This is a genomic window from Phreatobacter aquaticus, from assembly GCF_005160265.1.
Taxonomy (GTDB): domain Bacteria; phylum Pseudomonadota; class Alphaproteobacteria; order Rhizobiales; family Phreatobacteraceae; genus Phreatobacter; species Phreatobacter aquaticus.
Window position 1 is genome coordinate 3,141,782 of the sequence record NZ_CP039865.1, and the last position, 25,346, is coordinate 3,167,127.

At 65.3% G+C, this 25,346-nt stretch carries 23 protein-coding genes; 12 read left to right on the plus strand and 11 right to left on the minus strand.

The features are described 5' to 3' along the window. Positions 1–33: 33 nt before the first annotated feature. Positions 34–1,821, minus strand: coding sequence for a peptide ABC transporter substrate-binding protein (locus E8L99_RS14705; protein ID WP_137100247.1), 1,788 nt, complete (start codon positions 1,819–1,821; stop codon positions 34–36). Positions 1,822–2,164: 343 nt separating this feature from the next. Between E8L99_RS14705 and E8L99_RS14710 the strand changes: the two genes are divergently transcribed. The 4 genes from E8L99_RS14710 (at position 2,165) to E8L99_RS14725 (ending at position 5,896) form a co-directional block, all read left to right on the plus strand. Next, the gene (locus E8L99_RS14710; RefSeq protein WP_137100248.1) at positions 2,165–3,163 is read left to right on the plus strand and encodes a TRAP transporter substrate-binding protein; all 999 of its coding nucleotides are present in this window, start codon (positions 2,165–2,167) and stop codon (positions 3,161–3,163) included. Positions 3,164–3,258: 95 nt separating this feature from the next. Next, positions 3,259–3,777: a TRAP transporter small permease gene (locus tag E8L99_RS14715; protein WP_315862539.1), complete on the plus strand. Its 519-nt coding sequence runs from the start codon at positions 3,259–3,261 to the stop codon at positions 3,775–3,777. Further along, complete coding sequence (locus E8L99_RS14720; RefSeq protein ID WP_137100249.1) at positions 3,774–5,093, plus strand: TRAP transporter large permease; 1,320 nt, start codon at positions 3,774–3,776, stop codon at positions 5,091–5,093. Before E8L99_RS14715 ends, E8L99_RS14720 begins: the two co-directional genes overlap by 4 nt. 47 nt (positions 5,094–5,140) lie before the next feature. Then, a complete protein-coding gene (locus tag E8L99_RS14725; RefSeq protein WP_168201689.1) occupies positions 5,141–5,896 on the plus strand; it encodes an SDR family NAD(P)-dependent oxidoreductase in 756 nt (251 codons plus the stop codon). Between the two features lie 12 nt (positions 5,897–5,908). Here the strand turns inward: E8L99_RS14725 and E8L99_RS14730 are convergent, their stop codons facing one another. The 3 genes from E8L99_RS14730 to gabT all read right to left on the minus strand — a co-directional run bounded on the left by E8L99_RS14730 (position 5,909) and on the right by gabT (position 9,253). Further along, positions 5,909–6,682, minus strand: coding sequence for an alpha/beta fold hydrolase (locus E8L99_RS14730; RefSeq protein ID WP_137100251.1), 774 nt, complete (start codon positions 6,680–6,682; stop codon positions 5,909–5,911). A 102-nt stretch (positions 6,683–6,784) separates the two neighbouring features. Beyond that, on the minus strand, positions 6,785–7,801 hold the full coding sequence (locus E8L99_RS14735) for a Gfo/Idh/MocA family protein (protein WP_137100252.1): 1,017 nt from the start codon (positions 7,799–7,801) through the stop codon (positions 6,785–6,787). 165 nt (positions 7,802–7,966) lie between these two features. Further along, positions 7,967–9,253 carry a 4-aminobutyrate--2-oxoglutarate transaminase gene (gene gabT, locus E8L99_RS14740; protein ID WP_137100253.1) on the minus strand — a complete coding sequence of 429 codons (1,287 nt, stop codon included), beginning with the start codon at positions 9,251–9,253 and terminating at the stop codon, positions 7,967–7,969. Between the two features lie 128 nt (positions 9,254–9,381). Between gabT and E8L99_RS14745 the strand changes: the two genes are divergently transcribed. The 4 genes from E8L99_RS14745 (at position 9,382) to E8L99_RS14760 (ending at position 12,994) form a co-directional block, all read left to right on the plus strand. Then, positions 9,382–9,957, plus strand: coding sequence for a cupin domain-containing protein (locus tag E8L99_RS14745; RefSeq protein WP_137100254.1), 576 nt, complete (start codon positions 9,382–9,384; stop codon positions 9,955–9,957). Positions 9,958–10,050: 93 nt separating this feature from the next. Beyond that, a complete protein-coding gene (locus E8L99_RS14750; RefSeq protein ID WP_137100255.1) occupies positions 10,051–11,481 on the plus strand; it encodes an aldehyde dehydrogenase family protein in 1,431 nt (476 codons plus the stop codon). 228 nt (positions 11,482–11,709) lie between these two features. Then, entirely contained in the window at positions 11,710–12,492 is a 783-nt protein-coding gene (locus E8L99_RS14755; protein WP_137100256.1) for an IclR family transcriptional regulator, read from the plus strand. A 67-nt stretch (positions 12,493–12,559) separates the two neighbouring features. Beyond that, a complete protein-coding gene (locus E8L99_RS14760; protein ID WP_137100257.1) occupies positions 12,560–12,994 on the plus strand; it encodes an RrF2 family transcriptional regulator in 435 nt (144 codons plus the stop codon). On the opposite strand, the gene E8L99_RS14765 is transcribed toward E8L99_RS14760, so the two are convergent. Genes E8L99_RS14765 through hemP form a run of 4 tightly spaced genes read right to left on the minus strand, consistent with a single transcriptional unit; the run spans position 12,961 to position 15,876 of the window. Further along, the gene (locus E8L99_RS14765) at positions 12,961–13,785 is read right to left on the minus strand and encodes a heme ABC transporter ATP-binding protein (protein ID WP_137100258.1); all 825 of its coding nucleotides are present in this window, start codon (positions 13,783–13,785) and stop codon (positions 12,961–12,963) included. The genes E8L99_RS14760 and E8L99_RS14765 overlap by 34 nt on opposite strands. Continuing rightward, on the minus strand, positions 13,782–14,888 hold the full coding sequence (locus tag E8L99_RS14770) for a FecCD family ABC transporter permease (RefSeq protein ID WP_137100259.1): 1,107 nt from the start codon (positions 14,886–14,888) through the stop codon (positions 13,782–13,784). The genes E8L99_RS14765 and E8L99_RS14770 overlap by 4 nt, the downstream gene beginning before the upstream one ends. Beyond that, positions 14,885–15,742 (minus strand): heme/hemin ABC transporter substrate-binding protein, encoded by an 858-nt coding sequence (locus tag E8L99_RS14775; RefSeq protein ID WP_137100260.1) that lies wholly within the window; start codon positions 15,740–15,742, stop codon positions 14,885–14,887. Before E8L99_RS14775 ends, E8L99_RS14770 begins: the two co-directional genes overlap by 4 nt. Beyond that, entirely contained in the window at positions 15,739–15,876 is a 138-nt protein-coding gene (gene hemP / locus E8L99_RS14780; RefSeq protein ID WP_210421768.1) for a hemin uptake protein HemP, read from the minus strand. The genes E8L99_RS14775 and hemP overlap by 4 nt, the downstream gene beginning before the upstream one ends. A 311-nt stretch (positions 15,877–16,187) precedes the next feature. Between hemP and E8L99_RS14785 the strand changes: the two genes are divergently transcribed. Genes E8L99_RS14785 through hutX form a run of 4 tightly spaced genes read left to right on the plus strand, consistent with a single transcriptional unit; the run spans position 16,188 to position 20,663 of the window. Beyond that, positions 16,188–18,353, plus strand: coding sequence for a TonB-dependent hemoglobin/transferrin/lactoferrin family receptor (locus tag E8L99_RS14785; protein WP_168201690.1), 2,166 nt, complete (start codon positions 16,188–16,190; stop codon positions 18,351–18,353). A 4-nt stretch (positions 18,354–18,357) separates the two neighbouring features. Then, complete coding sequence (locus tag E8L99_RS14790) at positions 18,358–19,761, plus strand: energy transducer TonB family protein (RefSeq protein ID WP_137100263.1); 1,404 nt, start codon at positions 18,358–18,360, stop codon at positions 19,759–19,761. A gap of 28 nt (positions 19,762–19,789) precedes the next feature. Further along, complete coding sequence (locus tag E8L99_RS14795) at positions 19,790–20,137, plus strand: antibiotic biosynthesis monooxygenase family protein (RefSeq protein WP_137100264.1); 348 nt, start codon at positions 19,790–19,792, stop codon at positions 20,135–20,137. A 7-nt stretch (positions 20,138–20,144) separates the two neighbouring features. After that, complete coding sequence (gene hutX, locus E8L99_RS14800) at positions 20,145–20,663, plus strand: heme utilization cystosolic carrier protein HutX (protein ID WP_137100265.1); 519 nt, start codon at positions 20,145–20,147, stop codon at positions 20,661–20,663. A 211-nt stretch (positions 20,664–20,874) separates the two neighbouring features. Here hutX and E8L99_RS14805 read toward each other — a convergent pair whose 3' ends face one another. The 3 genes from E8L99_RS14805 to E8L99_RS14815 are packed head-to-tail and all read right to left on the minus strand — an operon-like array spanning position 20,875 to position 25,345. Beyond that, complete coding sequence (locus E8L99_RS14805) at positions 20,875–21,807, minus strand: BKACE family enzyme (RefSeq protein ID WP_137100266.1); 933 nt, start codon at positions 21,805–21,807, stop codon at positions 20,875–20,877. Between the two features lie 58 nt (positions 21,808–21,865). After that, positions 21,866–22,792: a 3-hydroxyacyl-CoA dehydrogenase gene (locus E8L99_RS14810; RefSeq protein ID WP_137100267.1), complete on the minus strand. Its 927-nt coding sequence runs from the start codon at positions 22,790–22,792 to the stop codon at positions 21,866–21,868. A 33-nt stretch (positions 22,793–22,825) separates the two neighbouring features. Next, complete coding sequence (locus E8L99_RS14815; protein ID WP_137100268.1) at positions 22,826–25,345, minus strand: branched-chain amino acid ABC transporter ATP-binding protein/permease; 2,520 nt, start codon at positions 25,343–25,345, stop codon at positions 22,826–22,828. Position 25,346 lies beyond the last annotated feature (1 nt).

The following is a 25,346-nucleotide window of genomic DNA, read 5'->3' on the forward strand; positions in this document are numbered from 1 at the left end:
TGCTTCGGTCAGCAGCTGCGAATGACACGTGGATCACTCGCGATACCAGGAATGCAGCATCCACAGCGAGTTGTCCCAGCCACTGATGTGGGTGGTCATCTTGTTGCTCGCCGCGAAGACACGGGGACGGGTCACGACGGGAATGACGATGTGGTTGGTGATCGCAATGTCGTTGATCTTGATGAGCTCGGCAGCCCGCTTGATGGGATCGAGTTCGCTGGACGACGCGCGGATCGCCTTGTCGGCCTCCTCGCTGCGGAACCGCGAGATGTTGCGGCCCTGCCACTTGTTGTCCTTGTTGGAGATCTCCCACGAGGCAAACTGCTGCAGGAACCGCTCGGGATCCGGCTGCAGCATGGTCACCGTGTACATCTGCATGTCGCAGTAGAACTTGGTGTAGGTGTCGGGATTGGCAACGTCCGAGGAGAAGAACACCGACGCCGTCACCGACTTCAGTTCCAGGTCGATGCCGGCCCGCTGGCAGGCCTGCTTGATGATCGCCTGGGTCTTCTGGCGCGGCGCATTGATCGAGGTCTGGTAGACCATCTTCAGCTTCTTGCCGTCCTTGGCACGAATGCCGTCAGATCCGCGCTTCCAGCCGGCGGCCTCCAGTGTCTGGTTGGCCTTCTCGATGCTGAATTCGTAGCTCGTGCTCTTGGAGGCATAACGCGCCGGAGCGGCAACGAAATTCGGTGTCGCAATGCCCGTGCGGCCGTAGATGAACTTCTGGACGGAATCCTTGTCGACCAGATAGCTCAAGGCCTTGCGTACGGCCGGGTCGCTGAGCAGCGGATGCTGGGTCTTGGTCGACGAGCGCTCGCCGTCCACTTCCGTCCAGGGGTCAGTCGTGTTGAGCGTGATGAACTCGATGTCACCGCCCTGCACGATCATCGTCTTGCCGCGACCGCCAGCTTCCATGCGGACCAGGATCTCGTCCTCGACCTGCATGTTCCAGGCATAGTCATACTCGCCGGTCTGAATGACCGCACGGGCGGCCGAGACCGCATCGCCGCCGCCTTTCAGTTCGACCGTGTCGAAATGCGGCCGGTTGGGGATGTGATAATCGGGGTTGCGCTCGCCGGTCAGCACGTCGCCGGGCTTGAAGTCGACGAAGCGGAACGGGCCAGTGCCGACCGGCTTGAGGTTCGTCGGTGCATCGCGCGACTTGGCGCCGATATAGTCGGCGAACAGGTGCTTCGGGATGATCATGCCGACCGCGCCCACGAAGGCGTCGGCCCAGAACGGCGTCGGCTTCTGGAAGGCGACCTTGACCGTGTAGGTGTCGATCTTGGTGACGATGACGTCCTTGTAGGAGCCGATCGTGGTCGCCGCGGTGGCGGGGTCCTTGACATATTCCCAGTTGAACACGACGTCGTCGGCGGTGAACGGCTTGCCGTCGTGCCACTTGACGCCCTGCTTGAGCTTCCAGGTGACCGAGAGACCGTCGGCAGCAAGACCGCCGTTTTCGCGCGAGGGGATTTCGGCGGCGAGGAAGGGTACGAGATTGCCCTCCTGGTCCCAGCCGGCCAGCGGCTCGTAGAACACGCGCGAGCCTTCCTGATCCTTGGTGCCGACCGCGAAGTGCGGGTTGATCAGCGTCACGGCCTGCCAGAACAACAGCTTCAGTGCGCCGCCGCCGCCGGCCTTGGTCGGCTTGTAGGCATATTGCGTCTGGGCATGGGCAACGCCGGCAAAGCTCAGCAACTGGGTCGCCAGCGGCGCCGCCAGTCCAACCGCAGCCAGGCGCTGGATGAAGGCGCGTCGGGATACGGTGCCGTCCTTCACTTCATTGATCAGGCCGCGCAGCTCTTGCTCGTTCATGGAACTCTCCTCGTGGACGCGACGGTTCGAAAGCAACATGCGTGCCGAACCGTCCTGACGCAGGGCGCATATGAGCCCGATGGGAGTCAGGCTATCGAAGCGTCATGCGCGCGTTATCCGGTAGTGTACGTATTTGCTGACGAATTAGGCACGCCCGCTTCCGCTAGCGTCACAGACGCTTCGCTGTTGCGAAGGAAAACGCGCTTCCCTAGCGGAATTTTAATGTCGTTTTGCTGCAGAGCAGCAAGTAATTCCGCCTAGGAGCGCTCTGATGGTTCTGCCATACTAGTCTACCGACCTGTGAAAACACGGGCGTGCCACGACACTCTGGGAGGATGTCACTATGGATCGACGCAAAGTACTGATGGGCCTTGGCGCCACATCCGCTGCCGCCATCATTGCAAGCCCCGCCGTTCTCCGCGCCCAGGCACCGATCACACTCAATGGTGCCGTGCAGTTCAATGATGATCACGCCTTCACCAAGGCGCTCGTGCGGTTCGAGGAGCGGGTCAAGGCTCTGTACGGCAAGCCGATCAACTTCACCCTGCACAAGAATTCTTCGCTTGGTCTCGAAAAGCAATATTTCGAGTACATGGCTCAGGGCAAGGCGGTCGACTACGGCATCGTCTCGCCGGCGCACATGTCGACCTTCGCACGTGCAGCACCGTTCATCGATGCGCCCTTCGTGTTCCGCGACATCACCCACATGAACAATGTGGTGAAGGCGGGCATGCTGAAGCCCATCGAGGACGAGGTCGAAAAGCGTGCAGAGGTCCGGCTGATCGGCCATGCCGGCGGCGGTACGCGCAACATCTTCGCCAACAAGTCGGCCAAGAACATCGCCGAACTGCGCGGCCTCAAGGTTCGCGTGCAGGGCGCCCCGATCTGGTCGCGCACCTTCGCCGCGGTCGGCATGTCGCCGACCGTCATCGCCTATAACGAAGTGTACAACGCCATCCAGAACGGCGTCATCCAGGCGGGCGAGAACGAAGCCGCCGGCGTCGAGGCGATGAAGTTCTACGAGGTGGCGCCCAACCTCCTGATGACGCAGCACGCGGTCTCGATCCGGCCGATCTGCTTCTCGATGAAGACCATGGCCACCCTGCCGAAGGATCTGCAGGACGCCGTGATCGCGGCTGGCAAGGAGGCCGGTGAATATGGCCGCCAGGTCGAATCGAGCGAGGACGGCGCCAAGCTGGAAACGCTGGAAAAGGCGGGCCGCCTGAAGCGCATCACCTTCGAGGAGCGCGACCAGATGAAGAAACTCACCGATCCGGTCATGGCAGCCTATGCCAAGGAGATCGGCGCCGAGGGCATCTTCGGCCAGGTCAACGGCGTCTGAACGAGATCGCTCTCCATCCGCGCTTCCGCCCCAGGGCGGGGCGCGGATGGATCCGTCTTGCCGTCATCATGTCCTCTCCTGCCTGAAAGCCGTTCATGAGCATGTCCGAAACCCCGTCGCCGGGGCTGTGGCGCCGGTTCACGGCCGCCTATGCGGCTCTGCTGTCGCATCTGCTGGTGGTCGCCGTCGCGATCCTGATCATTCCCGTCACGCTGCAGATCGTTTCGCGTCATACCGAGCTCATCCCGTCCTACATCTGGACCGAGGAGATGGCGCGCTTCCTGTTCATCTGGACAATCATCATCGGCGCCATGATCGGGGTGAGGGAATCCACCCATTTCGAGGTCGATCTCCTGCCAAGGCTCGGCGCAAGGGGAGAGGCCCTGGCCCGGCTTTGCGGCCGCATCGGCATTCTGGCGCTCTCTCTGGTCTTCGTCTGGGCCGGCATCCAGTTCACCCGCTTCGGCTGGTACCGCATCTCTGAACTGGCCGAGCTGCCGCTCTGGACGATCCACATCGCCTGGCCGCTCATGGGGCTCACCTGGCTCGTCTTCCTCGGCGAACTCTTCGTCGACGACCTGAAAATCATCCTCGGCAAGGACGTGCAGTCATGACCGGTTCGGTTCTCTCCGCCGGTCAGGCGGCCTTCATCCTGTTCGGCTCGTTCTTTGGGCTGATGGTCTTTCGCGTTCCCGTCGCCTTCGCGCTCGGCCTCGCCTGTCTCCCCATCCTCGCCATTGAGCCCCGGCTCGATTCGATGACGCTGATGTCGGAGAGCTTCAACGCCTTCAACTCCTTCATTCTGCTGGCTGTTCCGTTCTTCCTGCTGACTGCCAACCTGATGAATATCGGTGGCATCACCGACAGGTTGATGAAGCTGTCGCGCACCATGGTCGGCCACTGGCCGGGCGGCCTCGCGCAGATCAACGTCGTGCTGTCGATCTTCTTCGCCGGCATTTCCGGCTCGTCCACGGCAGACGCTGCCAGCCAGTCGAAGATCTTCATCGAGGCGCAGCGCAAGGAGGGCTACGACGACTCGTTCTCCGTCGCCATCACGGCCGTCTCGGCCGTGCTTGCGGTGATCATCCCGCCGTCCATCCTGATGATCGTCTGGGGCGGCATCCTCACAACCTCGATCGGCGCGCTGTTTCTCGCCGGTATCGTCCCCGGCCTGCTGATCGGCGTCGCCCAGATGGCGACCGTCCACGCCTATGCGGTTCACCGGGGCTACCCGACCTATCCGCGGGCATCGTGGCGCGAGTTCATCTGCTCCTGCGCCCATTCCTTCCTGGCCCTGATGACGCCGGGCATCATCATCGGCGGCAAGATCTTCGGCTGGTTCACCGCCACCGAATCCGCGGCCATTGCCGTGCTCTATGCGGGCTTCCTGTCGCTCATCGTCTATCGCGAGATGGACATGAAGGGCCTCTATTCGGCCCTGCTCGACACCGGCAAGCTCGCCGGCATCACGCTGCTCTGCGTTGGCACCGCCAGCTGCTTTGGCTGGCTGCTCGCCTATTACAAGATCCCGGAAGCGATCCTCACCGGCGTGTCGGCCTGGGGCATGGGCTTCATGGCGACCGGTTTCTTCATCGCCTTCGTGTTCCTGGTGGTGGGCTGCTTCCTCGACGCCATTCCGGCCATCATCATCTGCGGGCCGATCCTTCAGCCGCTCGCCAAGGCGGTCGAGATGGACCCGGTCCATTTCGCCATGGTCGGCATTGTCAGCCTTGCCTTCGGCCTGGTGACGCCGCCCTATGGCCTCTGCCTGATGATCGCCTGCACGGTCGCCGGCATGCGAATACGCGATGCCATCAAGGACACGATGATCATGCTCATCCCCATGCTGCTGGTGCTCGCACTGGTCATCATGTGGCCGGCGGTCTCACTGTTCCTGCCGAGCCTCGTCTCACCGGATTTCCTCAAGTGAGGCTGGCCGGATCCTAATCGATCTCACCTGCATTGAAGGGCATGAATATGGAATTTTCAGGCAAAGTAGCGATGGTGACCGGCGGCGCATCGGGCATCGGCGAGGCGGCGACGCGCGCCTTCGCCAAGGCGGGCGCCAAGGTCGTCTTCACCTATATTTCCAGTGCCAAGGAGGCCAAGGCGCTGGAGGCCGAGATCAAGGCGGCTGGTGGCGATGCCCTCGCCATCAAGGCCGACCTGACCAAGAAGAGCGATGCGGACGCGGCCTTCGACGCGGCGGTGAAGGCCTTCGGCACGGTCGACATCGTCTTCACCAATGCCGGCGGCATCCTGCAGCGCGTCAAGAACATCGACGCGACCGAGGATCTCTGGCAGCGCGTGCTGGCGCTCAACGTCACCTCGACCTTCCTGACCTGTCAGGCGGCGATCCGCATCATGGAGCCGAAGAAGTCGGGCGTCATCGTCACCATGTCGTCGCTCGCCGCCATGAGCGGTGGCGGTCCCGGCGCCTCGCACTATGCGGCGTCGAAGGGTGCGATCGTCACCTATACCCGCGGCCTCGCCAAGGAGCTGGGCCCGAGCGGCATCCGGGTCAACGGCGTTGCGCCTGGCCTGATCGCCACCCGCTTCCACGAGCAGTTCAACACGCCGGAAGGCCGCAAGGCCGCCGTCGCCCAGACGCCGCTCGGCCGCGAAGGCACCGCCGAGGACGTCGCCAATCTCGTTCTGTTCCTCGCCTCCGAAAAGGCCTCGTTCATCACCGGCGAGACCGTGCAGATCAACGGCGGCACCGGGATGTACTGACGAGCCGCCGCTTCAGGCAGCCGGCTTGCCGAAAAAGCTCTCGACCTGATCCGCAATCCATTCCGGGCGGGTCACGGTCGGGACATGGCCGGCCCCTTCGGCGATCACCAGCCTGGCATTCGGGATCAGGGCCGCCAGCGTCTCCGACGAGGAGAGGGGGGTGATCACGTCCCGGCTGCCGTGCAGGACGAGGGTCGGAATGGCGATGGATGCCAGCCGGGATTCGATCTCGATCTCCTCGAGGCATTCGAGCAGCTGGATGGCGGCCGGACCATTCGACCGATTGACGATCTGCTTGCCCCAGGCGCGCTCGGCGTCACAATCGTCCTCCGGCGTGCAGGCATTGACGAAAGCCTCCATTGTGGCCGGGAAATTCGCCTTGCAGCCGCCGATCAACTGGTCGCGCTGCGGCGTGCGGGCGCCTGAGTAGCGCCCGGCGACGACCACCAGACCGGAAAATCGCTCGGGCCTGCGCAAGACCGCTTCCAGAACGATGGCCGCCCCCGCCGACTCGGCGGCGATGACGCAGTCCTTGATGTCGAGGCGGTCGAGGACGGTGAAAAGGTCCGCAACCAGCATCTCGAATGTGATGGCTGCGGCTTTATGCGTTGTGCCGCCGGTGCCGCGATGGTCATAGGTCACCGTCCGCCAGGACCTGCTGAGAATGTCGAAGGGAGCGTGCCAGAGTTCGCCGCTGCCGACCCATCCGCCATGGGCAACAAACGTCCGTGGCCCCCGTCCAAAGGCGGAGACGAGCAGGTTGGCATCGGCGGTCTTGATGAACATGGGAAGCCTCGTTGGCCGAAGGACATGCCTGCATGCTGGTGACCTACCCTAGGAGTAGGTCACGCCATTGCCAATCGACTTGTCGGAAGGCCGCAGTTCCAGTCACGACGTTGGATGCCAGCCGGCCTTCGCGAGGATCTGGTCGATCACCTTCTGGCTTGTCAGCCCCTCGGCACCGGAAACGATGGGATCGCGCCGATCCCGGATCGCATCGATGAAATCGGTGATCAGGCCGAGGTGCCAGTCATGGGGAAAGTCCATCGGATTGGCGCCGCCGCCGGTGGCGCCGGTCTGGGTCACCTTCTCCTCGCGCCCGTCGTGCCAGCGCACGGCGAGATTGCCGCCGGCCATCCAGGCTGTTGCGGCGCTGCCCATGATCTCGATCCGCTCTTCCCCTCCGGGATAGGCAGCCGTCGTCGCCATCACGACGCCTGGCGCGCCATTGCCGAGCCGGATCAGCGCCGAGGCATAGTCCTCCGTCTCCACCTTGTGCACGGGCGTCGTCACCGCGTCGGCCGCCACCACAGCGCTGATGCCGACCAGCGAGCGGAACAGATCCAGTGTGTGGATCGCCTGCGTCATCAGCACACCGCCGCCGTCGCGCGCCATGGTGCAGCGTCCCGGCTGGTCGTAATAGGCCTGCGGTCGCCACCACGGCACGGTCATCCAGGCCGAGGCGACGGCGCCGAGCGCGCCCTCATCCAGCAGCGCCTTCAGCCGCAGGCTGCCCGGACGGAACCGGTGTTGCAGAGCCACACCAAGCCGCCGGTCGGCCTTGCGGAAGGCGTCGACGAGCTTGGCGCCGCCCGCGACATCGATGTCGAGCGGCTTCTCCATCAGCACATGCTTGCCGGCGGCCGCCGCGCGCAGACCGAAATCGAGATGGGTGTTGGGCGGCGTCAGGATCCACACCGCGTCGATCTCGGGATCGGCAAAGATGCCGTCAATGTCGGTGGTGGTGGGGAAGGGGAAGCGGGCCGAGAAGGCCTGAAGCCGCTCCGGGCTGCGCGAGGCCGCGGCCTTCACCTCCACCCGGTCCGCGAGATCGATCAGGCTTTTCGCATGCGGCTCCACCGCATTGCCGAGCCCGATCAATCCGACTCTCAGCCGCTGTGCCATGTCGATGCCTCCCCATGTGCCGGTCTAGCGCCAGCTGTTGGGACGGAGCATGCGGGCGCGCCCGACGGGCTGCAAGCCGCGCGACAAGCATGGCCGCATGTACGGTATGACAAGGGCCGGTCACCTTGCGGTGCCGGCCCTGGTCTGTGCTGGAAATAGGAAGGCTCAGGCGCCGACGACGGCGGCGAGCGAGGCTTCCAGGATGTCCATGCCCTTCTTCGCCTGCGCTTCCGGGATGGTCAGCGGCGCAAGAATGCGCACGACATTGGCGTCCGGGCCGCAGGTCAAGAGGATCAGGCCGTTCTCCTCGGCCTTGGCCACCAGCGCCGAAGTGGTCGCCGCATCCGGCTCACGGGTCTCGCGGTCCTTGACGATCTCGAAGGCAACCATCGCGCCGAGGCCACGGACATCGCCGATGCAGTTGAACGTGTTGCGCTTGGCCATGTCCTTCAGGCGCGACAGCATCATGTCGCCGATGGTGGAGGCCCGCGTGCAGAGCTGCTCCTTCTCGATGATGTCCAGCACCGCATGGGCCGCGGCCACCGCCACCGGCGAACCGGCATAGGTGCCGCCGAGGCCGCCGACCTGCGCGGAATCCATCACCTCGGCCCGGCCCGTCACCGCCGAGAGCGGAAAGCCGCCGCCAAGGCCCTTGGCCATGGTGACCATGTCGGGAACGATGCCGGCATATTCCGACGCGAACATCTTGCCGGTGCGGGCAATGCCGGTCTGGATCTCGTCGACGATCATCAGGATGCCGTGCTTGTCGCAGAGCGCCCGCACCTCCTTCATGAACTCGAACGGGGCGATGTAGAAGCCGCCTTCGCCCTGCACCGGCTCGACGATGATGGCGGCAACCTCCGACGCATCGACGTCGGAAGCAAACAGCTGTTTCAGATTGGCCATGGCGGCCGCCGTGTCGATGCCATGATAGGTCTTCGGATAGGCGACATGGAACACGCCGCCCGGCATCGGGCCGAAGCCCTTCTTGTAGGGCGAGACCTTGCCGGTCAGTGCCATGCCCATCATCGTGCGGCCGTGGAAGGCGCCGGCAAAGGCAACGATGGCCGAACGGCCGGTATAGTGACGCGCTGCCTTAACGGCATTCTCCACCGCCTCGACGCCGGTGGTCACCAGCAGCGTCTTCTTGGCATGGTCGCCAGGCGTCAGCTTGTTGAGGCGCTCGGCAAGAGCGATGTAGCTCTCGTAGGGCGCCACGTTGAAGCTCGTATGGGTGAAGGCTTCCAGCTGCTCCTTCACCGCGGCCATCACGTCGGGATGGCGGTGGCCGGTATTGACCACCGCGATGCCCGCGGCGAAATCGATGAACTCCTTGCCGTCGGCGTCCCACAGCGTGGCGTTTTCTGCGCGCACCGCGTAGATGCCCTTGGTGGCGATGCCACGCGGCACGGCGGCCTGCTGGCGGGTCGCGAGTTCGATATTGCTGGCCATGGCGGGGCTCCTTCGCAAAAGCTGGATCGTGCTATGACCGATAGCGCTTGCTCAAAATATCGAGCAGAGAGAAAATCGCACGGCAACCATGCCGTGACGGTCCGGGTGGGCCATGGAAAGGTAGGCGAATGGATTTCGACGTCGGAGCGCGATTGAGGGAACTGCGGGCTGCGGCCAAGCTGTCGCAGCGCGAGCTGGCCTCGCGCGCCTGTGTGCCCCATGGGCTGATCGCCACTGTCGAGCAGAACAAGTCGAGCCCGTCGATCGCATCGCTGCGCAAGATCCTCGACGGGCTGGGCGTCAGCTTCGTCGACTTCTTCTCTGTCGATTCCGCCAAGGCGGGCCAGATGTTCTTCGCTGCCGAGGAACTGATCGACCTGACATCCGTTCTCACCGGATCAATGGAAACCAGCCGGGGCAGCATGCATTTCCGCCAGGTGGGGGACGCGCGCGCCCACAACCTCCAGATCCTGCACGAGCGCTACGAACCGGGCGCCGATACCGGCGAAGCCATGCTGGCGCACGCGTCCCGCGAGGGTGGTGTCGTCATATCAGGCGAACTGGAAGTGACAGTCGGGCAGGCCGTGCGGACGCTAAAGGTGGGCGAGGCCTATCTGTTCGACAGCCAGATCCCCCATCGGTTTCGCAATGTCGGTGATGAGCCATGCATCGTGGTGAGTGCCTGCACGCCACCCTATCTGTGAGGATGGGGTCAGGCGGTCAGGTGCCCCGCGGTACCCGTTGCCAAACTGTATTTTGAGCGAAATCAGTACACTGCGCATATGGAGCGACGATCGATGAGCAAGCACAATCTCGAATTCTACATCGACGGCCAATGGGTCGCCCCGGCGCGGCTGACCAAGCTCGACGTGATCGATCCCTCCACGGAAGAGGCCTTTACCGAGATCGCGCTCGGCTCAGTCGAGGACACCGACAAGGCGGTGGCGGCGGCGAAGAAGGCCTTTGCCTCGTTCTCACGCACCAGCCGCCAGGAGCGCATCGAACTGCTCGAGAGCGTCATCGAGACCTACAAGAAGCGCTCCGGCGACATGGCGGAAGCCATTTCGCGCGAAATGGGCGCGCCGATGACGCTTGCCCGCACCGCCCATGTCGGCGCAGGCCTTGGCCATCTCGCCCAGGCGCTCGCTGTGCTGCGCACCTATGAATTCGACGAGATCATCAACAAGACCATGGTGACCCGCGAGCCGGTCGGCGTCTGCGCGCTGATCACGCCGTGGAACTGGCCGATGAACCAGGTCGGATGCAAGGTCGGCCCGGCGCTCGCGGTTGGCTGCACCATGGTGCTGAAGCCCTCCGAGGTCGCTCCGGTCTCGGGCCTCGTCTTCTCCGAGATCATGCACGAGGCGGGCGTGCCTGCCGGCGTCTACAACATGGTCAATGGCGATGGCGCGACCGTCGGCAGCCGCCTGTCGAGCCATCCCGATATCGACATGGTGTCGTTCACTGGCTCGACCCGTGCTGGCATTCTCGTCGCCAAGTCGGCGGCCGAGACGGTCAAGCGCGTCGCCCAGGAACTGGGTGGCAAGTCGCCCAATATCATCCTGGACGATGCCGATTTCAGCCGGGCCATCACCCATGGCGTGAAGCTCTGCTTCAACAATTCCGGCCAGTCCTGCAACGCGCCGACCCGCATGCTGGTGCCGCGCACCCGCCAGGACGAGGTGATCGACATTGCGCGCCGCGTTGCCGACGAGACGGTGGTTGGCGATCCCCGCGTCGAGACCTCGATGATCGGCCCGGTGGTCAGCGAGATCCAATTCAACAAGATCCAGGGCCTGATCGAGACCGCCATCCAGGAGAAGGCGAAGCTCGTCGCTGGCGGCCCGGGCCGTCCGCCGGGCCTGAACAAGGGCTATTACGTCCGCCCGACCGTCTTCGCCGATGTCCACAACGGCATGACCATCGCCCGCGAGGAAGTGTTCGGTCCGGTGCTCTCGATCCTGCCCTACGAGAACGAGGACCAGGCCGTCGAGATCGCCAATGACACGGTCTACGGCCTGTCGAGCTATGTCACCTCCGGCAATCTCGACCATGCCCGCGCCTTCGCCCGGCGGATCCGGGCCGGCATGGTCCACATCAATGGCGCCGGCGGCGATCTGGCAGCCCCGTTCGGCGGCTACAAGCAGTCCGGCAACGGCCGCGAATGGGGCCGCTACGGCTTCGAGGATTTCCTCGAGGTGAAGTCGATGTTTGGCTATCAGGGCTGACGTTCCACGTCACCCGGTACCCGCGGTTGTCCGCCCCGTTCCGGCCTCCGGAGCGGGGCGGATTGCTTTCAGGCTGCCGATCGGGCAAGTCGGAATGATCTCACCCCTCGGATCACTACGTATTTGTTCGCGATACGGGCGTATTGAATATCAATGTAAGCTTGTCGCCATTGTCGCTGTGCCGCCGGTTGCGGGAAGGGCGGCACCTGCGCCAGGGACGAGCTTTCAGTGACCAATCCGAGAAACGACCGTGCCAACTCCGTCGACGACCGGCTGTTCCTGCAGTCGGTCGCCCGAGCGTTGGATGTGCTCGAGGCGTTTTCCTCAAGCCCGAAGGCCAAGTCGCTCGGCGAGATCGCCACCGCGGCGGGAATCAACAAGAGCGCGGCCCAGCGGATCAGCCAAACCTTGCTGAGCCGCGGCTATCTGGAGCGTGCCGAAGCGGGCGGCCTGGTGCTCGGCCGGCGCATGCTCGACCGCTCCTTCGACTTCCTGCGCTCGCACCCGCTGATCGAACGGGCAACGCCGGTGCTGATGGATCTGCGCAAATTGTCGTCGGAGCGCGTCGATCTCAGCCTCTTCGACGATCTGACCATCGTCTATGCTATCCGCCTGCAGAGCAAGCGCGAGACCTTCTATGCAACGCTTGCCGGGCGCCGCCTGCCCACCTTCTTTGCATCCGGCGGGCGGGCCTGCCTCGCCCATCTTCCCGATGCCGAGGTGGACGACCTCCTCGCCCGTTCTGTTCTCAAGCCGATGACGCAGAAGACTGAGACCGATCCGGCCAGGATCTGGGAGAAGATCCACGAAGCCCGCCGCGAGGGCTATGCCTTCGCGCTCGAAGAGGCGCTGATCGGCGAACTCGTTCTGGCCGCCGCCATCACCAGCGGCCCGGGCAATCCGGTCGGGGCCGTCCATATCGCCGGCTCGCTCAGCGAATGGGCGCCGGAGGATTTCCGCAAGCGCTTCGCGCCGCTCGCCATCGAGGCCGCTCGCGCACTGTCCACCTGATCGCAACCCGAGGATTGCGTCGATTTGGCCCTTACGGCAATGACGCCAATCAGTTAGAGCTGCGTCCATGTGGTTGAACCAACGCACGCTCGATGCCATCCGGCTGATGGCCGAATTGTCCGCCCGCTGGCCGAATGCGGTGAAGGCCGCCGACCTGTCGGAGGCAACCGGCATCACCTTCCTCAACGTGCAGAAGACGGCCCATGCCTTGGCCCGCGCTGGCCTCCTGGAAGCCGAACGCGGGCGTTATGGCGGGTTGCGGCTGGTTCGCCCGGCCCATGACCTGAAGGTCGCCGAAATCGTCCGCGCCTTCGAGCCGAAGGACTGCCCGGTCAATTTCCTCTCGGCCGACCAGTCCAGCGATCCCGTCGCCAAGCTGATGTTCCGCGCCCATCGCGGCTTCTTCCAGCCGCTGGAGGAGACGACGCTCGCCGAGATCGAGCCGAACGGGATCGGCGGCAGCGCCCCTCAGGCGGCGCCGCGCTCGCGGATGCGCGCATAGTTCTGAGGCAGCACCACCGGCAACTCGCCGGGGACCAGCGCTTCGCGGGCCAGATCCACGCCGAAAATCTCCGCCACCAGCGACCGCGTGATCACCTCCGATGGCCGCCCGATCGCGGCGGCCTTGCCCCCATGCATGACCAGGATGCGGTCGGCGAAGGTCGCGGCGAGGTTGAGATCATGCAGAACCGCGATCACCGCGACGCCGGATGAGGCCAAGGCCGCAGCACTTTCCATCAGCGCTATCTGGTGGGCGAGATCGAGGCTCGCCACCGGCTCATCGAGAAACAGCACCTGCCGGTCGCCGAAGCGCCGCCCCGCGGTGAGCTGGGCATAGGTGCGGGCGAACTGCACCCGCTGCTGCTCGCCACCCGACAGATGCTGATAGCTGCGCGCGGCGAGATGGGTGACATCGGCGGCCGCCAGGGCCTCCGCGATCAGCCTGTCGCGGTCGGCGCGGGGAAGCGCTCGCCCGACACTGTCGATGCCGATGCGCACCACTTCGGCGACCCCGAAGGGGAAGGCGAGGCGGTTCGCCTGCGCCATCACGGCCCGCTTCGCGGCAAGCTGCCAGCCGGGCACGGCGCCGAGCGGCCCTCCGTCCAGCAGCACCTCGCCCTCGCTTGGCACGAGTTCGCCGGTCAGCAGCCGGGTGAGCGTGGTCTTGCCTGCGCCATTCGGCCCGACGACCACCAGCAATTCGCCTGGATCAACGGTGAGTGACACCTGGTCGACTGTCTTGTGACGGCCGAAGGAGACGCCGACATTGCGGGCTTCGAGAACGGGGCTCATGCGTCGATGGTCCGGTCGCGGCGCAGCAGCAGCCAGAGGAAGAACGGTGCGCCGATCGCGGCAGTGAGAATGCCGATCGGTAGCTCGGCGGGGGCGGCAACCGTGCGCGCCAAGAGGTCGGCGCCGGTCAGCAGCGTCGCGCCGAGCAGGCTTGCGAGCGGCAGCAGGATGCGATGGTCCGGCCCGAACAGGAGCCGGAGCAGATGCGGCACCAGGATGCCGACGAAACCGATGACCCCGGCCGCCGCCACGCTCGCGCCAACCGCCGTCGCCACCATGATGATCGCGGCCGTCTTGACCCGCTGCACCGGCACACCGAGATGGAAGGCTTCGGCCTCGCCGAGCAACAGCGCGTTCAGCCCGCGCGCCAAGAGCGGCACCGCCAGCAGCACCGGCAGGACCAGCGGCGCGACGATGGCGATCTTGGTCCAGCTTGCGCCGCCGAGGGAACCGAGCGACCAGAAGGTGAGATCGCGCAATTGCCGGTCGTCGCTGATGAAGGCGAGCAGGCCGGTCAGCGCACCAGTAAAGGCGCCGAGCGCCACGCCCGCCAGCAGCAGGATCGCAACCGACGTGCGGCCCTGCCGCGTCGCGATCGCATAGAGCACCAGCGTCGAGGCAAGGCCGCCGAGAAAGGCGCCCAGCGGCAGCATGGCGAAGGGCATCACCGCGCCAAAGGCGGCAAACAGCCGTTCGCCGAGAACGATGGTCGCCGCAGCCGCCAGCGCCGCACCGGCGGAGACGCCGACAAGGCCCGGATCGGCCAAAGGATTGCGGAACAGGCCCTGCATCAGGGTGCCGGAGACAGCGAGCGCCGCCCCGATCAGGCAGCCCAGCACCAGCCGGGGCAGGCGTATCCCGAGAATCACCAGCGCCTCGCGGCTGCCCGCCGTCGCGGGATCGCCGGTCACCCAGCCGCTCAGCACGGCCAGCACCCGCGATGGCGGAATGCGCACCGCTCCCGTGCCCAGCGCCATGACGGCCAGCGCCGCGAGCATGAGCGCCAGGACCACCACCGCCAGTCCGACACGCCGGCGCCGCTCGGCAAACAGCACCGCGACAGCCGAGACGGCTGGTTCCGCCAAGGGGGCAACCGAACTCATCGGACGGCGACCATCAGGTCGCGGGCCGCCTCCGGCGTGCGCGGGCCGAAGCCCAGCAGATAGAGCGGGTCCATCGCCACCAGCTTGGCCGCGGCCGCTGCTGGTGTTGCCGAGAACGCGGGCAGGCGGAACACATCGGCCGCCGACAGCGCATGATCGCCGCCGCGCGCCATGACCAGCACCACGTCGGGCGCTGCCGCGATGATTCCCTCGTCGGTCATCGGCTTGTAGCCTTCGACATTGTCGGCGGCATTGATGCCACCGGCGAGCCGGATGATCGCGTCGGCGCTCGAATTGCGGCCACCCACAGTGGCGCGGCCGTTCTGGAGCGACAGCACGAACAGGATGCGCTTGCGTGAGGCGATCCGGTCGCGCTCCAGCTTGAGCGCGGCGAAATGGGCCTCCACGGCATTGCCGAGCGCCTCTGCACGATCGCCGGCACCGGCAAGCCTGCCGACGGCGCGGATACGCTGGACGATGCCCTGCTCGCTGAGGTCTTCGGCGAGCCGCTCGACCTTCACGCCGGCTTCCGCCACGAGCTTCAGCGCATCCGGCGGGCCAGCGCCCTCGACGGCAATCACCAGGCTCGGCCGGAGCGACAGGATGCCTTCGGCAGACAGCTGGCGGACATAGCCGACATTCGGCTTGTCCTTCAGGGCGTCGGCCGGGAAGAGGCTGGTCGAATCGACGCCGACCAGCCGGTCGCCGAGGCCGAGCGCATAGAGGATCTCGGTGATGACGCCACCGGCCGCGACGATGCGCTGTTCGTCGGCGGCCAGGGCCGGGAGGGGCGCGGCAAGCGTTGCGGCAGCGGCGAGAAGGTGCCGGCGGGTGAGGACTGGGACAGCGGTCATTTTGTCAGGATCAGCTTGTCGTTGGCGGTCACGCGCAGGCGGTAGCGCTCGCCATTGTGAAGGATCACGGCCTCGCGGCCGCCGCCCAGCAGGCTGGTCAGTTCAACCGTCGGTATGTCTGGGGAGAGCTGCATCGCGTCCGGAGTGCTTCGGCCAAAGGTCGTGTCGCGAGGCCTGGGGGGAGGGGCCGATATCATGGGGATCACCTAGTTTAGAACAATAACAATCGACGCTAACCGACTGGAATTATTCAAATGTGGGGTTTTGCGTCGTATTGTTGACATTCCTTGTCAGCATAAGTAGGAAGCGTCAAGTGCGCCTCGCAGAGTGCAGAGGGCGCCAAAAATGCCAGCCAGCCGGACGCCACCCGCGTCAGCCAGCCAGCCCAGATGTCATTTCAGGCTTGCGGTGTCCCATGGCTCTTCTCTCGTTTCGCGCCCCTTTGATGGCGTCGGTTTCTCTCCTGGTTCTGGCGGCAACGATGGCTGGCGCGCATGCGCAGACGCCGCCGCCTGTCGCCACTCCGACAGCGACCGGGGTTGCCTCCGCGGTTGACGAGATCACGGTGTCGGCGGAGCGCACGCCGTCGACCATCTACAATTCGACCGGCACGGTGACCGTCATCACCGACCGCGAGATCGATCGCCAGCAGATCCAGGGCCCGCGCGATATCCCGCGCACAGAGCCGGGCATCTCGGTGTCGAATTCGCCTACTCGAGCCGGCGCCGGCAATTTCTACATTCGCGGCATCGGCGACAACCGCGTGCGCCTCGAGGTCGATGGTGTCCGCGTGCCGGACTATCCGGGCTCCAATGCGGGCGCCGGCCTCTACACCCGCGATTTCCTCGACTACGACAGCCTGAAGCGGGTGGAGATCATCCGCGGTCCGGCCTCCGCGCTCTATGGCTCGGACGCCATTGGCGGCGTCGTCTCCTTCGTGACCAAGGATCCGGGCGACTACCTCCGCGAGGTCGGCCGCGACTGGTATGCCGGCACCAAGCTCTCCTATAGCGGCATCGACAACTCGTTCTCGGAAACCTTCACGGGCGCGGCCCGGAAGGGCGCCTTCGAGTTCCTGTTCCAGTACACCCGCCGCGATGGCCACGAGGTCGGCATCAACGCGCGCGGTCGGTCGCCAAACCCGCAGAATTACCAGCAGAACAACATTCTCTCGAAGCTGGTCTACGAGACGCCGGATTCGGGTCGCTGGCGCCTGACCACGGAGCTTCTGTGGCGCGCAACCAACACCAACATGCGCACCGACCTGTCCTCGGCGGTCGGCTCGTCGACGGCCAATGACACCAATCACCGCTTCCGGGTCAGCCTCGACTGGACGCAGCAGCTCGCCTGGCGCATCGCCGACGAGGTGAAGACCATGGTCTACTTCACCAATCTCGACCGGCAGGAACACCAGGACCAGCTGCGCACGTCGACCAACCGCATCCGCAGGTCGGATTTCGACTTCCGCCAGACCATCTTCGGCGGCGATGTGCAGTTCTCGGCCAGGCGCCAGTTCGCCGGCCTTGAGCACCATTTCGTCTATGGCGCCAGCGCCGACTTCACCCAGACGTCGCGCCCGCGCTACCGCGCCGAATATAACGCGACGACGGGCGCCTTCATCACCAGCACGGTTGCCGGTGACACGTTCCCGAACAAGAACTTCCCGGACACGGCGACCACCCAGGCGGCGGCCTATCTCCAGGATACGATCTCGTGGGGCGCCTTCCGGTTCATCCCGGCGATCCGCTTCGACTATTATCACCTGTCGCCGCGGCCGGACGCCGCCTTCTACAGCAGCAACAGCGCCGGCTACACGATTGGCGACAAGACGTCGTTTGCCGTCTCGCCGAAATTCGGTCTCACCTATGATCTGACCGAGAATTTCCGCGTGTTCGGTCAATATTCGCGCGGCTTCCGCGCGCCGCCCTACGACAACGCGAATTTTGCCTATACCAACACGGCCCAGTTCTACGAGATCCTGCCGAACTTCAACCTGCGTCCTGAAACCAGCGATGGCTTCGAGGCGGGTCTGCGTGGCCGGTTCAGCAACGGGTCGAGCTTCCAGCTCGCCGGCTTCTACAATCTCTATCACGACTTCATCAACACGGTGACGGTCGGCACCTCGGTGGGAGGTCTCACCCAGTTCCAGTATCAGAACCTGTCTTCGGTGAAGATCTGGGGCTTCGAGGCCAGGGGCGAATGGCGTGTCACGCCGGAATGGTCGGTGCTGGGCGCCATGGCCTATGCGCGCGGGACCGACCAGACTACGGGTGCTGCCCTCGATACGGTCGATCCGCTGACCGGCACGGCCAGCATCCGCTACACCGACCCGAACGGATGGATGGTCGAGGGCCGTGCCCGTGGCGCGTTGTCGAAGACTCTCGTCAGCTCGTCCACCGTGTTCAAGCCGGGTGCCTACGCGACCTTCGACATCCTCGGCAGCTATGAGATCAACAAGAACATCACGGTCAGGGCGCAGGTCCTGAACATCTTCAACGCCAGCTATTTCAACGCTGTCGACGTGATGGGTCTCGCCGCCAACAACGCCAATCTCGAACTGTTCCGCGCACCTGGCCGCTCGGCCTCGGTGAGCCTGTCCGCGAAGTTCTGACATCATGGCCCGAGCCGCCGCCCTGCGACGTGACGAGACCTGGGAGGCCGCAAGCGTCCCATCGTCCGGCGCGTGCCGGCGGCTCGAGCCAATCCTGATCCCCGCGCCAGCCAACCAGCTGGCCGGTCCCGGCGCTTCCCCCGATATCGAGGCCATCAAGGCGGCCATCCTGCTCTGCGCCCGCCGTGACCATCTGGCACTGGACGCAGAGGCACCGATTCCCTCGGTGCCAGCTTCCGATCCCGTTTCGATCGATGTGCCCCCCGTCGAAACTGCGGATCGGGAGCTGGCCTGCCCGGTTCCGCTGCGCGCCCGTCGCATCACGCTGGGACTGGCCGCAAGCCTGTTCCTGCATATCGCGGCGGCTGCTGCCGCGCTCTATCTGGGGCTTTCCGAGCCGCCCGCTTCCGCCACCGCCGATGACAGCGTTGCCGTCGAGGTCGTTGCGGGCTTGCCTGGTGCCGCCGCTGTTCAGGATCAGGCCTCCGGCCGCGAGGACACCGACACGCCCAATGCCAGCGCCGAACAGCGCAATGTCGAGGCGCCGCCGGTCGAGACGCCGAGGGTTGAAGAGGCCGATCCCGCAGCCAAGCCAGGCGATGAGCCGCCCGTCGCCCAGCCCGATCCGGTGACGTCAGCCCAGACGGTCCTCGACATTCCTCCGCCGCCGCCAGCGCCAGAGATGCTGGCGATCACCACCGAGCCGGTACCGCCGCCACCGGTGGTCGCGGTTCAGGACACGCCGCCTCCGCCGCTCCCTCAGCCCGAACAGCGCGTGGAGACCGAGGCGCCTAGCCCGGTGCTTGCCATGGTGACACCGCAGCAGCCCGTGCCCCCAGTTGTCCAGCCGCATACCCCGCCGCGCGAGACGCCCCAGCCGGTCGCCACCCCGCAGCCTGTCCAGACCCGCCGCCCGCCAACCCGCCGCGAGGCGCCGACGACCCGCCAGCAGGTCCGCCCGACCCGCCAGGTGGCGGCCACGCCTTCGCCGGAACGCGCCAGCCGCCGCGAAGCGCCGGCACCGAGCCGGGCCGCCAGCGCGCCGCGTGGCGAAGGTACCGGCCAGCAGAACAGCCAGGCCTCGAACGGGCAGGGGGCAACCGGCGGCGCCGCCAGCGCATCGGCAGTCGCGTCATGGCGCGCCCAGGTGCTCGCCCATCTCGCGCGGTTCAAGGTCTATCCCAATCAGGCCCGCGACCGCGGCATCACCGGCCGCGCGGCCATTGCCTTCACGCTGTCGCGCGGCGGCCAGGTCACCGCTTCCTCGCTTGCCGGCTCGTCGGGTGCCGCCATCCTCGACCAGGCGACGATCGCCATGCTGCGGCGCGCCCAACCCTTTCCACCCATGCCGGCGGGGGGCCCGGCGTCCATGAGCTTCACCGCCGGCATCAATTACAGTCTGCGCTGACCTGAACTACCAACCAAGGAAGAACGTCATGTACATCGCCATGAACCGCTTCAAAGTCATCAAGGGCGCGGAAGCCGATTTCGAGACCATCTGGCGCACCCGCCAGTCCTATCTGAACGAGCTCAAGGGCTTCATCGAGTTCTCTCTGCTGAAGGGCCCGGAGAAGGAAGACCACACGCTTTACGCGTCCCACACCGTCTGGGACACGAAGGAGAATTTCACCGCCTGGACCCAGTCCGAGCAGTTCCGCAAGTCGCACGCCCGCGCCGGCCAGCCGCAGGCCAAGCCCACCTCCATGGGCCATCCGGAATTCGAGGGCTTCGAGGCAATTCTGATCGACGACAATCGGTCGGTCCCCTCGGTCGCAGCCGAGTGATCCGGGCATGACAGCTCAGGTCATTGCGATCGACGACCGGCTGGCGGCGGCGCGTGCAGCGCTCGCCGCCAAGCCCGACGGCGTGATCGAGAATGTCGCGCGCGAGAACGGCGTCGCCCCGCGCGACGTGCTCGCCATGCTGCCGCCCGGTGAAAGCGTTGCGGCTCCCGCGGATGCCTTCGAGGCGATCTGGACTGATGTCACCGGCTGGGGCGAGATCCTGTTCATCGTCAACACGCCGGACATCGTGCTGGAATGCCACGGCAAGCTGGTTCCCGGCACGGCGGGGCACGGCTGGTTCAACGTCCATGGCGACAGCCCGATCGGCGGTCACATCAAGGCGTCGAACTGCAAGGAGATCTGCTTCGTGGACCGCAAGTTCCACGGCCGCCGTTCCATGTCGATCCAGTTCTACAACGAGGCCGGCGAGGCCATGTTCAAGATCTTCGTGCGGCGTGATGCGGCGCGCGAAATGCTGCCGGAGCAGATCGCGAAGTTCGAGGCGCTGAGGGCGCACTACGCCTGAGGCGCAAAAGATCGCCAGATACGAAAAGGGCGCGGCCATGGCTGCGCCCTTTGTCGTTTGCGTGCGACCTAACCACCGTCATGGCAGGCCTTGTGCCTGCCATCCACGTCTTGTCGGTCGGCTACGGAGTAAGGCGTGGATACCCGCCACAGGGGCGGGCATGACGAATTCCGAAGAGACCGCGGAAGGCTCGCGAGCCTTGTCCTTCCCGTCAGAAATTGACCTTGTCGCCGCCCTTCAGCTGCAGGATCTCGCGCGCCTCGTCGGGGGTCGCGACCTCCAGGCCCAGGCCCTCGATGATCTGGCGCACCTTGGTCACCTGCTCGGCATTGTTCTTGGCGAGACGGCCGGCACCCAGCCACAGCGAATCCTCGAGACCCACGCGGACATTGCCGCCCATGGCGAGCGACATGGCGGCGATCGGCATCTGGTTGCGCCCGGCGCCGAGAACCGACCAGCGGTACTCGTCCCCGAACAACCGGTCGGCGGTGCGCTTCATCATCACCACGTCCTCATAGTGACCACCGATGCCGCCGAGAATGCCGAACACCGACTGGATGAAGAACGGCGGCTTGATGATGCCGCGGTCGGCGAAGTGGCGCAGCGTGTAGAGATGGCCGATATCGTAGCACTCCACCTCGAAGCGGGTGCCGTTATTGGCGCAGGTCGTCAGGATATATTCGATATCGGCCAGCGTGTTCTTGAACATGCCGGAGCGCGAACCCTCGAGATAGGTGCGCTCCCAGTCATATTTGAAGTCCTTGTAGCGATCGAGCATCGGGTAGAGGCCGAAATTCATTGTGCCCATGTTGAGGCTCGCGACTTCCGGCGCGTAGTGGGCGGCAGGCTTCACCCGCTCCTCCACCGTCATGGTCATGGCGCCGCCCGACGTGATGTTCACCGCCACGTTGGAGCGCTGCTTGATCACCTTCAGGAACGGCTCATAGGCCTCGATCGACTGGTCGGGTCGGCCATCCTTGGGGTCGCGGGCGTGAAGATGGACAATCGCCGCACCGGCTTCCGCCGCCGCAATGGCGTTCTCGGCGATCTGCTGGGCGGTGATCGGCAGATATTCCGACATGGTGGGCGTATGGATCGAGCCCGTGATGGCGCAGGTGATGATGACTTTCTTCGACTTCGCCATGGGGCGTCTCCTTGGAGCGGTATGAAACGGCGATGCGGCAGCAGGCCTGATCGCTTGATCAGTCTGGCTTCTTCTTCGCCTTTTGCTTGTGAGCCTTCAAGGCCGCCAAACGGCCGTCACGCCATTTCGACAGGCGGGCTATGCGTTCCGGTGTCTGCTCGCCGGGCCACTCGGCCATGATCGCCTTCTGGTTCTTCTTCGTGAACACATCGCGGCCGGTGAGCTTGGTCAGGCTCGGGCCATAGCGCGTGTTGTAGTCGGGAATGCCGGCGGGCGCGTTGAGCTCGATGGTCTCGAACGGCCCCATGAACGACCAGCGGAGGCCAAGGCCATCGCGGATCGTCTTGTCGAGATCCTCCGGGCTGACCACGCCGGAGCCGACCAGATCGAAGGCTTCCGCCATCAACACCGCCTGCAGGCGGTTCAGCACGAAGCCATCGACCTCCTTCTTCACGGTGATCGGCACCTGGCCGACCTTCTCGTAGATCGCGCGCGCCTTCTCGACCATTTTCGGATCGGTCCAGGGCGAGGGGCAGAGTTCGACGATCGGCACGAGATGCGGCGGGTTGACCGGGTGGGCGACAAAAACCCGGTTGCGATGCTTCAGGCTCTTGGCCCAGAGCGAGGCGAACAGGAACGAGGTCGAGGACACGACGATGGCCGAGGGCGGGGCAAGCGTGTCGATCTCCGTATGGATGGCGATCTTCGCCTCCACCGTTTCCGGACCGTTTTCCTGCACGAAGGCGCAGCCCTTCAGGGCATCCGCCAGATCCTTCGGCACGATCAGATTGGCGGCAGAAGCCTTGGCATCCTTGACCAGGCCAAGCGCTGCCAGCTCCTTCAAGTTCTTCGTTATATGCGCCTTCGCTGCCTCGCCCTGGCCGGGGGCGGGGTCATAGAGCGCGGTCTTCCAGCCATGGCTTGCAAAGACGGTCGCCCAGGCGCGGCCGATCAGGCCCGATCCGACAATGGCAACTTTCGGCATGTCATTCCTCGCTCGGATTGAGGTCGTTGATCGTCACAGCCACAGCACCTTGCGCCGGAGATCCTGGTCGTCGCGCAGGTCCTTGGACGCTCCAGTCCAGGTCACCGTCCCGCGCTCCAGCGCGATCGTGCGGTCCGACAGAGCCAGCGCAAGATCGAGATGATGGTCGACCAGCACAATCGCCACCTCGTGGCGGAGCTTGTCGAAGGCCTCGAACAATTCCTCGGTAATCGCCGGCGACAGACCCTCGAAAGGCTCGTCGAGCAGCAGCACGCGGGTATCACCGACGAGAGCCCGGGCAACCGCCACCATCTGCTGTTCGCCGCCCGAGAGGAAGTCTGCCGGCGTCGACCAGCGCTCCTTCAGCCGCGGGAAGAAGTCGAGCACGCGATCTTCGTCCCAGTGCCGGCCAGCACCGGTCAGCCGCTTGAGACGGCCGAGCATCAGATTGTCCTTCACCGACATGCCGGCAAACAGGCCGCGGCCCTGCGGCACATAGCCGATGCCGAGCCGGGCGATGCGGTCCGGTGCCAGGCCCGACAAGGTTTCGCCGGCGAGCGTCACTGTGCCGGTGGCGGGCGGCGCGATGCCGGTGATGGTCTTGAGCACGGTCGACTTACCCGCGCCATTGCGCCCCAGGAGCGCTATGATCTCGCCCTCGCGCATGGCGATCGAGACATCGTTGAGGATGTGGCTCTTGCCGTAGAACGTGTTGACCTTGTCGAGGGTGAGCAGCGGTTCTTCGGTGGCGGCAGAGGCCCGCACCTTCGCGGTGATCGCGTGGGTGCCGGACCCGAGATAAACCGCCTGCACGCGATCGGACGAGCGCGCTTCCTCCACCGAGCCGTCAATCAGCACCTCGCCGTCATTCATCACGGTCACATGGTCGGCGAGCTGGAACACCCGGTCGATGTCGTGCTCGACCAGCAGGACCGGGATGTCGCCGGAGATCGTCTTGATGATGTCGCCGACGCGCTTGCGCTCGGCGGCCGCGAGGCCCGCCAGCGGCTCGTCGAGCAGCAGCACGCGCGGCCTCGTCGCCAGCGCCAGTGCCATGTCGACCAGCCGCTGGCCGCCATAGGACAGCGAACCCGCCTCCGCCTTCTCGATGCCGGCAAGGCCGAGATAGCGCATCAGCGTGGTGGTGTCGGCCTGGATGCCGGGAAGCGCCGTCGCCTCCGCCCAGATGCCGAACCGGCCGGAATGGCGCGCCTGGATCGCGAGGCGCACGTTTTCCTCGATGGTCAGCGCCGGGAACAGGTTGGTGATCTGGAACGAGCGCCCGATACCCGCCGCCGTGATCGCCTGGGGTGAGAGGCCGCCGACCTCACGGCCGTCGAGCCGCACCGAGCCCTTGTCGGGCGCGAACATGCCGGAGATCAGGTTAAACGCCGTGGTCTTGCCCGCGCCGTTCGGGCCGATCAGTGCGTGGAGCGTGCGGTCCTGCACCTGGAAGGAGACGCCGCGCACCGCGCGGATGCCGCCGAAGCTCTTGACGATGCCGTCGGACACCAGCACCGGCCCGTCCGCCTTGCCCTCGCGGATGAATTCCGGCGGCACGGGACCAACGGCTTCGACGCGCCTGGCCGACATGGCCGCGTCTGTCTCTTCAACCTTTCGGAACGGCCGCATCACGCGTTCCGCCACACCGACGAGGCCGGTCGGCGAGAACACGATGAAGCCGACGAACAGGAGGCCGAAGAACAGGAGCCAGCTTGAGGTGAACAGCGAGAGGTACTCGCGGAACAGCATGAAGAACAGCGCGCCCAGCGCCGGCCCGAGGAACGAGCGCATGCCGCCAATCACCACCATGGCCAGCAATTCCCCGGAGAACTGGATGGCGATCGGATCGGCCGAGGTGAAGCGGTGGTGGAAGGCCGACAGCACGCCGGCAAGGCCGGTCAGCGTCGCCGAAATGGTGAAGGCGATCAGCTTGTAGCGGTCGGTGTCATAACCGACGAAGCGGGCACGCACCTCGTTCTCGCGGATCGCCACCAGCACCGTGCCGATCGGCGAGCGGTGGAAGCGGGCAAGCACCAGCACGATGGCGAAGCCGATGATCGCAACCAGCGCGTAGAACAGCCAGCCATTGTTGAAGTCGAGCCCCGGCCAGACCGGGCGGACCACGCCGCCAAGACCGTTCTCGCCGCCGGTCAGCTCCGTCCAGCGGAACGACACGGTGTAGAGCATGGCGGTCAGCGCCAGCGTCAGCAGCGAGAAATAGACGCCGCGACGCCTGAGGATCAGCAGGCCCGCCAGCGCCGAGGTCACGGCGACGAATCCGACAGCGAACAGAGCCGGCAGCAGGAATTGCGCCGGGAAGAGATGACGTTGCGCCAGAACCATCGCATAGGCGCCAAGCCCGAAGAAGCAGCCATGGCCGAACGAGACGAGGCCGGTATGGCCGACCAGGATGTTCAGCGCCATGGCGGCGATGGCGTAGATCACCACGTCGGTGGCGGACGTCAGCGTCAGGCCGATCGCCAGCATCGCGAAGGGCAGGACGACCAGCGCTGCCAGGGCGGCGAGGAGGGGGCGGAGTTCCGCTGGCATC

Excerpts from the sequence above, each read along its gene's own strand:
- E8L99_RS14705 (WP_137100247.1), bottom strand. The coding sequence starts at position 1,821 with ATGAACGAGCAAGAGCTGCGCGGCCTGATCAATGAAGTGAAGGACGGC.
- E8L99_RS14710 (WP_137100248.1), top strand. The coding sequence starts at position 2,165 with ATGGATCGACGCAAAGTACTGATGGGCCTTGGCGCCACATCCGCTGCC.
- E8L99_RS14715 (WP_315862539.1), top strand. The coding sequence starts at position 3,259 with ATGAGCATGTCCGAAACCCCGTCGCCGGGGCTGTGGCGCCGGTTCACG.
- E8L99_RS14720 (WP_137100249.1), top strand. The coding sequence starts at position 3,774 with ATGACCGGTTCGGTTCTCTCCGCCGGTCAGGCGGCCTTCATCCTGTTC.
- E8L99_RS14725 (WP_168201689.1), top strand. The coding sequence starts at position 5,141 with ATGGAATTTTCAGGCAAAGTAGCGATGGTGACCGGCGGCGCATCGGGC.
- E8L99_RS14730 (WP_137100251.1), bottom strand. The coding sequence starts at position 6,682 with ATGTTCATCAAGACCGCCGATGCCAACCTGCTCGTCTCCGCCTTTGGA.
- E8L99_RS14735 (WP_137100252.1), bottom strand. The coding sequence starts at position 7,801 with ATGGCACAGCGGCTGAGAGTCGGATTGATCGGGCTCGGCAATGCGGTG.
- gabT (WP_137100253.1), bottom strand. The coding sequence starts at position 9,253 with ATGGCCAGCAATATCGAACTCGCGACCCGCCAGCAGGCCGCCGTGCCG.
- E8L99_RS14745 (WP_137100254.1), top strand. The coding sequence starts at position 9,382 with ATGGATTTCGACGTCGGAGCGCGATTGAGGGAACTGCGGGCTGCGGCC.
- E8L99_RS14750 (WP_137100255.1), top strand. The coding sequence starts at position 10,051 with ATGAGCAAGCACAATCTCGAATTCTACATCGACGGCCAATGGGTCGCC.
- E8L99_RS14760 (WP_137100257.1), top strand. The coding sequence starts at position 12,560 with ATGTGGTTGAACCAACGCACGCTCGATGCCATCCGGCTGATGGCCGAA.
- E8L99_RS14765 (WP_137100258.1), bottom strand. The coding sequence starts at position 13,785 with ATGAGCCCCGTTCTCGAAGCCCGCAATGTCGGCGTCTCCTTCGGCCGT.
- E8L99_RS14770 (WP_137100259.1), bottom strand. The coding sequence starts at position 14,888 with ATGAGTTCGGTTGCCCCCTTGGCGGAACCAGCCGTCTCGGCTGTCGCG.
- E8L99_RS14775 (WP_137100260.1), bottom strand. The coding sequence starts at position 15,742 with ATGACCGCTGTCCCAGTCCTCACCCGCCGGCACCTTCTCGCCGCTGCC.
- hemP (WP_210421768.1), bottom strand. The coding sequence starts at position 15,876 with ATGCAGCTCTCCCCAGACATACCGACGGTTGAACTGACCAGCCTGCTG.
- E8L99_RS14785 (WP_168201690.1), top strand. The coding sequence starts at position 16,188 with ATGGCGTCGGTTTCTCTCCTGGTTCTGGCGGCAACGATGGCTGGCGCG.
- E8L99_RS14790 (WP_137100263.1), top strand. The coding sequence starts at position 18,358 with ATGGCCCGAGCCGCCGCCCTGCGACGTGACGAGACCTGGGAGGCCGCA.
- E8L99_RS14795 (WP_137100264.1), top strand. The coding sequence starts at position 19,790 with ATGTACATCGCCATGAACCGCTTCAAAGTCATCAAGGGCGCGGAAGCC.
- hutX (WP_137100265.1), top strand. The coding sequence starts at position 20,145 with ATGACAGCTCAGGTCATTGCGATCGACGACCGGCTGGCGGCGGCGCGT.
- E8L99_RS14805 (WP_137100266.1), bottom strand. The coding sequence starts at position 21,807 with ATGGCGAAGTCGAAGAAAGTCATCATCACCTGCGCCATCACGGGCTCG.
- E8L99_RS14810 (WP_137100267.1), bottom strand. The coding sequence starts at position 22,792 with ATGCCGAAAGTTGCCATTGTCGGATCGGGCCTGATCGGCCGCGCCTGG.
- E8L99_RS14815 (WP_137100268.1), bottom strand. The coding sequence starts at position 25,345 with ATGCCAGCGGAACTCCGCCCCCTCCTCGCCGCCCTGGCAGCGCTGGTC.